The organism is Corallococcus sp. AS-1-6 (assembly GCF_020037015.1).
Lineage (GTDB): Bacteria > Myxococcota > Myxococcia > Myxococcales > Myxococcaceae > Corallococcus.
In genome coordinates, this window is record NZ_JAIQDE010000053.1 from 20833 (window position 1) to 28683 (window position 7851).

Annotated in this window: 7 protein-coding genes and 1 pseudogene; 6 read left to right on the forward strand and 2 right to left on the reverse strand. The window is 69.8% G+C overall.

What is annotated here, in order from left to right:
• The 3 genes from K8612_RS38130 to K8612_RS38140 are packed head-to-tail and all read left to right on the forward strand — an operon-like array spanning position 1 to position 3791.
• Complete coding sequence (locus K8612_RS38130) at positions 1-1869, forward strand: hypothetical protein (protein ID WP_223765837.1); 1869 nt, start codon at positions 1-3, stop codon at positions 1867-1869.
• Between the two features lie 21 nt (positions 1870-1890).
• A complete protein-coding gene (locus K8612_RS38135) occupies positions 1891-2958 on the forward strand; it encodes a nicotinamidase (protein ID WP_223744945.1) in 1068 nt (355 codons plus the stop codon).
• Positions 2959-2996: 38 nt separating this feature from the next.
• Positions 2997-3791, forward strand: coding sequence for a hypothetical protein (locus K8612_RS38140; protein WP_223744946.1), 795 nt, complete (start codon positions 2997-2999; stop codon positions 3789-3791).
• A 10-nt stretch (positions 3792-3801) separates the two neighbouring features.
• Here K8612_RS38140 and K8612_RS38145 read toward each other — a convergent pair whose 3' ends face one another.
• Together K8612_RS38145 and K8612_RS38150 are read right to left on the reverse strand one after the other, a co-directional pair.
• Positions 3802-4677: an alpha/beta fold hydrolase gene (locus K8612_RS38145; RefSeq protein ID WP_223765838.1), complete on the reverse strand. Its 876-nt coding sequence runs from the start codon at positions 4675-4677 to the stop codon at positions 3802-3804.
• A gap of 105 nt (positions 4678-4782) precedes the next feature.
• On the reverse strand, positions 4783-5220 hold the full coding sequence (locus K8612_RS38150) for a lipopolysaccharide assembly protein LapB (protein ID WP_223765839.1): 438 nt from the start codon (positions 5218-5220) through the stop codon (positions 4783-4785).
• A 56-nt stretch (positions 5221-5276) separates the two neighbouring features.
• On the opposite strand from K8612_RS38150, the gene K8612_RS38155 reads away from it, so the two are divergent.
• From K8612_RS38155 to K8612_RS38165, 3 genes and pseudogenes are all read left to right on the forward strand, one after another.
• Positions 5277-6626, forward strand: coding sequence for a restriction endonuclease fold toxin 5 domain-containing protein (locus tag K8612_RS38155; RefSeq protein WP_223765840.1), 1350 nt, complete (start codon positions 5277-5279; stop codon positions 6624-6626).
• 14 nt (positions 6627-6640) lie between these two features.
• On the forward strand, positions 6641-7348 hold the full coding sequence (locus tag K8612_RS38160; RefSeq protein WP_373692171.1) for an immunity 52 family protein: 708 nt from the start codon (positions 6641-6643) through the stop codon (positions 7346-7348).
• Between the two features lie 122 nt (positions 7349-7470).
• Positions 7471-7851, forward strand: a pseudogene (locus K8612_RS38165) (hypothetical protein); the annotation flags it as partial.

Below are 7851 nucleotides of genomic sequence, written 5' to 3' on the forward strand. Positions count from 1 at the left end.
ATGGACGTCTGGCTGGAGGGCAGGAGGGTCCGGTTGGATCCCCAGCGGGCGCTGGGCAAGGGCGGCGAGGCGGATGTGTATGACCTGGGCGATGGCCGCGCGCTCAAGGTCTTCAAGCAGCCCGAGCACCCGGACTACCTGGGCCTGTTGCCCGAGCAGGCCGCGGCGAAGGCCCGGCTCGTGGAGCACCAGCGCAAGCTGCGCGCGTTTCCCTCGGGGCTTCCCGCGCGGGTGGTGACACCGCAGGCGCTGGCCACGGACAAGAAGGGCGCGGACGTCCTGGGCTATGCGATGCGCAAGCTGGACGGCGTGGAGCCGCTGCGCCGGTGGAGCGAGCCCGCGTTCCGTCGCGCGGGAGGGAAGGCCTCGGACGCGGTGACGGTGCTGGCGGGGCTGCACCGGGTGCTGGCGGCAGTGCACTCGGCCGGGGTGGTGGTGGGGGACTTCAACGACCTGAACGTGCTGACGGTGGGCACGGACGCGTACTTCATCGACGCGGACAGCTTCCAGTTCGGTCCCTTCCTGTGCCCGGTGTTCACGGAGAAGTTCCTGGACCCGCTGCGGTTGGACCCGGGCGCGCAGGCGCTGACGCCCGCACGCCCGGCGACGGTGGAGAGCGACTGGTATGCCTTCGCCGTCACCGTGATGCAGTCGCTCCTGTGCGTGGGGCCGCAGGGGGGCATCCACAAGCCGAAGGCGCAGGCGGCGCGGCTGAACGCGGTGGGACGGATGCTCCAGCGCGTCACCGTGTTCCACCCGGACGTGCAGTACCCCAAGCCCGCGCTGCCCCGGGCCTCGCTGCCGGATGACGTGCTGCACCTGTTCCACCAGGTGTTCGTGGAGGACCGGCGCGGCGCGTTCCCGCTGCCGGTGCTGGAGGGACTTCGCTTCACGTTGTGCGCGTCGTGTGGCCTGGAGCACGCGCGGGCCGCGTGTCCCACGTGTCAGCCGCACGCGGCGGTGGCGGCCACGCCGGTGTCGGCGGTGCGCGGGCAGGTGACGGCGAAGCGGACGTTCACGACCCGCGGCGTGATGGTGCACGCGAGCGCGGAGGACGGAGCGGTGCGCTTCGTCTACCACGCGGACGGCGCGTACCGGCGCGAGGACGGGCGCACGGTGATGCGCGGCGCGCTGGACCCCGCGCTGCGCTGGGCGGTGCAGGGGGACGTGACGCTGCTGGGCCAGCGGGGGCGCGTGACGGTGTTCACGCCGGGCCGCGAGCCGGAGTTCCTGGGCGTGGATGACTGCGACCACCGGCCGGTGTTCGCGGCCAATGCCAGACACCGGTTCTGGGCGGCGGGCGGCGGGCTGTGGCGCGACGGCGTGTACGGGGCCGAGCGGTGGGGCGACGTCCTGCAGGGACAGACGCGGCTGTTCGTGGGACCCCGGTTCGGCCTGGGGTTCCACCGCGCGGCGGGGCTGCGGGGCGCCTTCCTGTTCAACGTGGAGCGCAAGGGCCTGCGGGACGGGCTCGCCCTGCCGTGGCCGTCAGGGCAGTTGCTGGACGCGGAGGCGGTGTTCGACGGGGACTCGGTGTGGCTGCTGCTCGCGGAGGAGGCGCGCGGGCGCACGGTGCACCACGCGGTGCTGCTGGGCTCGGACGGAGCGGTGCGCGCGAGCGCCCGGGCCGACGCGGGGGGCGGCTCGTGGCTGGGGACGCTTCGGGGAAAGTGCGCCGTGGGGGGCGCGCTCTTCTGCGCCACGGACGCGGGGCTGACGCGCGTGGAGCTCCAGCAGGGGCGGTTGGTGTCGGTGCGCGAGTTCCCGGACGCGGAGCCGTTCGTGGACGCGGGCCGCGAGCTCCTGCTGTCGCGAGAGGGATTGACGGTGGTGGGGGCCCAGGACCTCACCGTGCTGCGGATGACGTGAAACACACACAGGGGGCTGGACATGAAGAAGACGACCGTGAAGGAGCTGCCGCTGCCCGGGTTCTACGATTCCAACCACGCGGCGGAGTACGGCTACGGCCCGAACGCCGGGAAGCTCCAGCGTGACGCCGGGGCATGGAAGGCGGCGCAGGGCGTGACGGCGGCGGCCACGGACCGCTTCAACCTGCACCTGCTGCTCATCGACGTGCAGAAGGACTTCTGCTTCCCGGATGGCTCGCTGTACGTGGCGGGGCGCAGCGGGCGGGGCGCCATCGACGACAACCGCCGCATCGCGGAGTTCATCTACCGGAACCTGGGCACGCTGACGAACGTCACCGCGACGCTGGACACGCACTTCGCCTATCAAATCTTCTTCCCGTCGTTCTGGGTGGACCAGGACGACCAGCCGCTCCAGCCGTACCGCGAGGTGACTCGCGAGCAGATTGAACGCGGCCAGGCGCGGCCGAACCCCGCGGTGGCGAAGTGGCTGTGCGGCGGCAACTACCCGTGGCTGCTCAAGCAGGTGAAGTTCTACTGCGAGGAATTGGAGCGCGCGGGGAAGTACACGCTCTACCTGTGGCCGCCGCACTGCCTGCTGGGCAGCGACGGGCACGCGCTGTCGGGCGTGGTGCAGGAGGCGCGGCTGTTCCACTCGTACGCGCGCGGCGTGCAGTCGTGGGCGGAGGTGAAGGGCGGCAACCCGCTGACGGAGAACTACTCGGTGCTGCGGCCGGAGGTGCTGATGCGGCATGACGGCCAGCCGCTCGCGCAGCGCAACACGCAGTTCCTGAAGACGCTGCTCACGTCGGACGCGGTGGTGATTGGCGGGCAGGCGGCCAGCCACTGCGTGAAGAGCAGCATCGATGACCTGCTGGGGGAGATCGTCGCGCAGGACGCGGCGCTGGCTCGCAAGGTGTACCTGCTGACGGACTGCATGTCGTCGGTGACGGTGCCGGACGGCAAGGGCGGCTTCGCGGCGGACTTCACGCCGCAGGCGGACGCGGCGCTCAAGCGCTTCGCGGACGCGGGCATGCACCTGGTGAAGTCCACGGACCCGCTGGCGAGCTGGCCGGACCTGCACCTGGCGTGACGTCTGGCATTGGCACTCACACGAAGGGAGACACGGACATGAGCAAGGCGAACGGGACGGGTGTCACGAAGCTCTTCGAGGACGCGCACGCGGAGGGCATCCTGAGCCCCGCGGGGCTGCAGACGCTCACGGTGGTGGACCTGGGGGCACAGATTCAAGCGGGCCTGGGCATCCACGTGGACGACGTGCAGGCGAGCGAGGTGGTGCTGGTGACGGTGATGCCGGATGACTCCGGGAGCATCTCGCACGCGGGGCACACGAAGACGGTGTGTGACGGGCACAACCTGGTGCTGGACGCGCTGCTGGCGAGCCAGCAGAAGGACGGCGTGCTGTTCCACACGCGCTACCTGAATGGACACGTGCTCAACCCGTTCCGGCCGCTGGAGGACGTGGTGCGGATGCACAGCAAGAACTACTCGGCGGACCAGGGGACGCCGCTGTACGACCAGGCGGTGGTGCTGCTGGGCACGGTGCTGGCGAAGGCGCAGGAGTTCAGCGGCAACGGGGTGCCGGTGCGCACGGTGACGCTGCTCATCACGGACGGCGCGGATGCGGGCTCGCGGAAGGCGCGGGCGAAGGACGTGGCGGCGCTGGTGAAGGACCTGCACCGGGTGGAGAACCACATCGTCGCGGCGATGGGCATCGACGATGGGGTGACGGACTTCCGGCGCGTGTTCCAGGAGATGGGCATCGCGGACCGGTGGATCCTGACGCCCGGACAGAGCGCCCAGGAGATCCGCGCCGCGTTCCAGGTGTTCAGCCAGTCCGCCGTGCGCGTCAGCCAGGGCGCGGCCAGCTTCAGCCGCACGGCGCTGGGCGGCTTCGGGGCCTGAAGGCCCGGCGTCACGCCCGGAGGAAGCCTCCGAGCAGCTCGCGGACCTCCTCGGGACGCTCGTCGGTCACCCAGTGGCCGGTGTCCCGGAGGATGTGGGGCTCGACCTGCTTCGCCACCGCGCGCGCCTGCGCGACGAGCGGTTCGCCCAGGGACTTGTCACCGCCGATGACCATCACGGGCATGGGGAGCTTGTTCCGGGCGAGCTCCCGGAAGGCCTTCTTGTCCTGGTCGAAGGCCTGGAAGTAGCTCCACGTCGAGTGGAGCCGGCCCGGGGCCGCGTAGGCCTCCGTGTACGCCTGCCGTTCCGCTTCGCCCACGGCCTTGGGGTTGGCGGCGAAGTCGGTCCAGAAGTGGTCGAGGTAGATGCGCTCGCGCCCCTGCACCAGCTTCTCCGCGGTGGCGCCGTTGAAGGTGAAGTGCCACACGTCGCGGCTGCTCATGACCTGGTCGGACCAGGGCTCGATGCCCGGCAGGAACGCGTCCAGGAGGGCCAGGCGTTCGACCTCGTCGGGGAACAGGGCGGCGTAGGCGTAGGCGACCATCAGCCCGATGTCGTGGCCCACGACGGAGACCTTGTCGAAGCCGAGCTGCTTCACCAGCGCGCGCATGTCGCGGGCCATCGTCTCCTTGTCATAGCCCCGCGCGGGGGCGGCGGAGGCCCCCGCGCCTCGCAGGTCCGGGATGAGCACGGTGTGCTGCTTCGCGAGCTCCGGCGCCAGGCGCCACCACATGAGGTGCGTCTGCGTGTAGCCGTGCAGCAGCAGGACGGGGCTGCCCTTGCCGCCGATGACGAAGTGGATCCGCGTGCCGTTGACGTCCTCGTCGCCTTCGCGGAAGCCCTCCGGGAAGAAGGGACGGACGGTGCTCGGCTGCTGGCGTGTCATGGGCGCCTCCTCGCGGGAGCGGGTTCACGCCTCAGGGTGTGCATGCCCCGTGTGCGTGAGGCGCCAGGTCGAGCGGGGAGTCCGGCGCTCGGGTCCCCGGAACCCTCAGGCGTCCTGGGGCGGGAGCAGGCGGGACTGGATGAACTCCAGGTACTTCGCGTCGTCGCCTTCGAAGAGCTCCTCGCCTCCGCCCATGAAGGCGCGGGCGAGCTCGTCGGCGGCGCGGGCTTCGTCGCCCAGCTCCAGGGCGCACTGGCCGAGCCGCAGGTGGACGAAGGGATTGCCGAGCCCCCCGGGGGAGTGGACGGCTTCGCGGAAGTGCTCGCGGCAATCCTCGAAGCGTTCGAGCTGGAAGTACATGTCGCCGATGGCGGCGCGCACCCAGGTGTTCTGCTGATGCTCGCGGGTGGGGTCGGGGATCAGGGCGAGGGCGGCCGTGAAGTGTTTCAGGGCCTGCTCGAAGTCGCCTTGTCCCGCGGCCGTGTCTCCCTGGGCGCAGAGGTCGGTGATGCGCTGGTGGGTCTCATCCGATATCGACGTCATCCGTGCTCCGGGGACCGGGGGACATTTAGATGACACGTCTTGGGTGGAGACGCTACTTGGGCACGAAACCGTGGGGACGCGCTGGCTGCTGGCTGATGCTGCTGGTGTTCTGGGCGGGCTGCGCCAGCGGACCCTCGGTGCGGCTGCGCACGGAGCAGGGGACGCGGACGTACGCGCCGGCCACGTGGGACCGGAGGGTGCCGGTCAGCGCTCGGGAGTTCGAGGAGGCGCTGACGCGGCTGGTGCTGGAGGTGCCACTGACGGTGCGGGCGCAGAAGGTGGTGCGCGCGGTGGCGAAGAAGGGGGCGCAGTTGGACCTGGGGTTCGGGTTCCTGCTGCGGGACGGGTACGGACGGTGGTGCCGGGCGCATGAGGCTTCGAGGGACTGTCTGTCCTTGTTGGAGGACGGCGCGGGCTTCGGTGCGCTGGACCGGCTGACGCTCGCGGTGGGCATGTCGCTGGACCCCTTGCGCGCGAGCACTGGGGCCGCGCTGCGGGACACGCTGAACCCGGAGTTCTTCGTGTCCGTGGTCTCGGGAGCGATTGCGTCCTGGGTGGTGCTGGCGGCGGCACCGGAGCCCGTGTTCACCAAGGCCGCGGCGGTGATTGCCGCTGTGTTCCTGGCGTACGTGGGCGTGCAGTCGTTCCTCGCGGTGGTGCGCGCGTGCGGTGCGCTGAAGGAAGCGACGGACCGGGCCCGGACGTTCCAGGAGCTGGAGGAGGCGGCGGAGGTCTTCGCGCAAGCACTGGGGCCAGAGGTGGCGCGCGTCTTCGTGCTCGCGGTGACGGTGCTGGTGAGTCACGGCGTGACGATGGGACTGTCATCCGCGCTCGCGGGGATGCCGCGCTTCCCGGACGCGGTGCGGCTGGGCTCGACACAGGCGGGCTTCAACCCGGCACGCGTGCTGGACGTGAGCGCGGTGGCGGTGGTGGACGGCGTGGTGGAGGTGACGCTCGCGTCCACGGCGCTGGCCATGGCCACGATGGGCCCGCCTCCTCCGAATAGCCCAGGAGGCCCGGGCAAGTGGGTGCAGGTGAATGAATCGATGTCCGACCGCGCCCGCGACTATCAGGCTCAGGTGACGGGAGCCCCGAAGGGCTCCGCGTATCGGGTCAAGCGAGGGGACGAGGAGGTCGACTTCGACGGCTATGACCTGGATGAGAACGTTCTGCTGGACGCCAAGGGCCATGGCTACGAGCAGTTCTTCGGAAAGGACCTCCATCCGAAGAAGTTCTTCGAGGGTGTTACGCCCCTGCTGGAGCAGGCGAAACGGCAGTTGCGTGCGGCGGGCGGTACACCTGTTCGATGGGTGGTTGCCGAGGAGAAATTCGCGGACGCATTGCGTGCCCTCTTCAAGGACCAACGCATTAAGGTGGAAGTGCGTTACCTCCGTCCCACTCGATGAACACCGCGGATCAAATGCCGGACACGTACTACGTCGGGGCTTACTGGTTGGCGCGGCACGAGTCCGACGCATCTTGTGCCAGTAGAGCGGGAAGGTTGTTTGAGAGCCTGGGCCACCTCGAACCGACGTGGCGCCAGTGGCACGAGACCGGGCGGACCTTCAAGAAAGCCCAGGCACGCCAGTTCCTGACCCACCAGGAGTCCTTCTTGGAGCTGTTCGCCCGGAAGAAGAACCGTGTGGGTGATGGCTTCAGCTACTGGTTGTGGACGGGCCCGAACCCGGATGAAACAACCTCTGTCAATGGCTTCTGCGGCTCCGCGGACGCTGTGCCGACTTCGGTCTGTGTCGTCGATCCTCCTTCTCGCGGTGAAGTGGCCGAACGCGTACTGACCACACCCATCCTGCGCGAGGTGCTCCGTGCCGTGGTGCGCTGTTGGGAGCCAGCCTGGGGCGTCGTTGCATCCCGGCAGTACCGGGACGAGGTGTCGCCTTCCTCGTCAGGGGACGTGGGCACCTTCGTGGGCTGGATGACCTACTTCTCCCGGCAATGGGGAGAGGTTCCGCCGCTCCCTGCCCCTGTGCGCGTCGAACCCGTGGAGGACCTTGGGACCCTGGTGATCCTTACGGAGGAACGCTTCACGGTGACGAACCCGGAGCACGTCCGGCTGGCCACGGAGGTGCACCAGGTTCTCGATGCCGCCGGTCTACTGCGCCCCTTGTGAGGACTCCGTCAGTGCCTGAGCTTCCTACCAGGCTTCTGTGGCGCTGCTCCGGAGTGGCCTCCGGGTTGGAGTGGAGGCAGGGTTTGAGCAAAACGCCGTGGGGACGGGCTGGCTGTTGGCTGATGCTGCTGGTGTTCTGGGTGGGCTGCGCCAGCGGACCCACGGTGCGGCTGCGCACGGAGCAGGGGACGCGGACGTACGCGCCGGCCACGTGGGACCGGCGGGTGCCGGTCAGTGCTCGGGAGTTCGAGGAAGCGCTGACGCGGCTGGTGCTGCAGGTGCCACTGACGGTGCGGGCGCCGAAGGTGGTGCGCGCGGTCGCGAAGAAGGGGGCGCAGTTGGACCTGGGGTTCGGGTTCCTGCTGCGGGACGGGTACGGGCGGTGGTGCCGGGCGCATGAGGCTTCGAGGGACTGTCTGTCCTTGCTGGAGGACGGCGCGGGCTTCGGTGCGCTGGACCGGCTGACGCTCGCGGTGGGCATGTCGCTGGACCCCTTGCGCGCG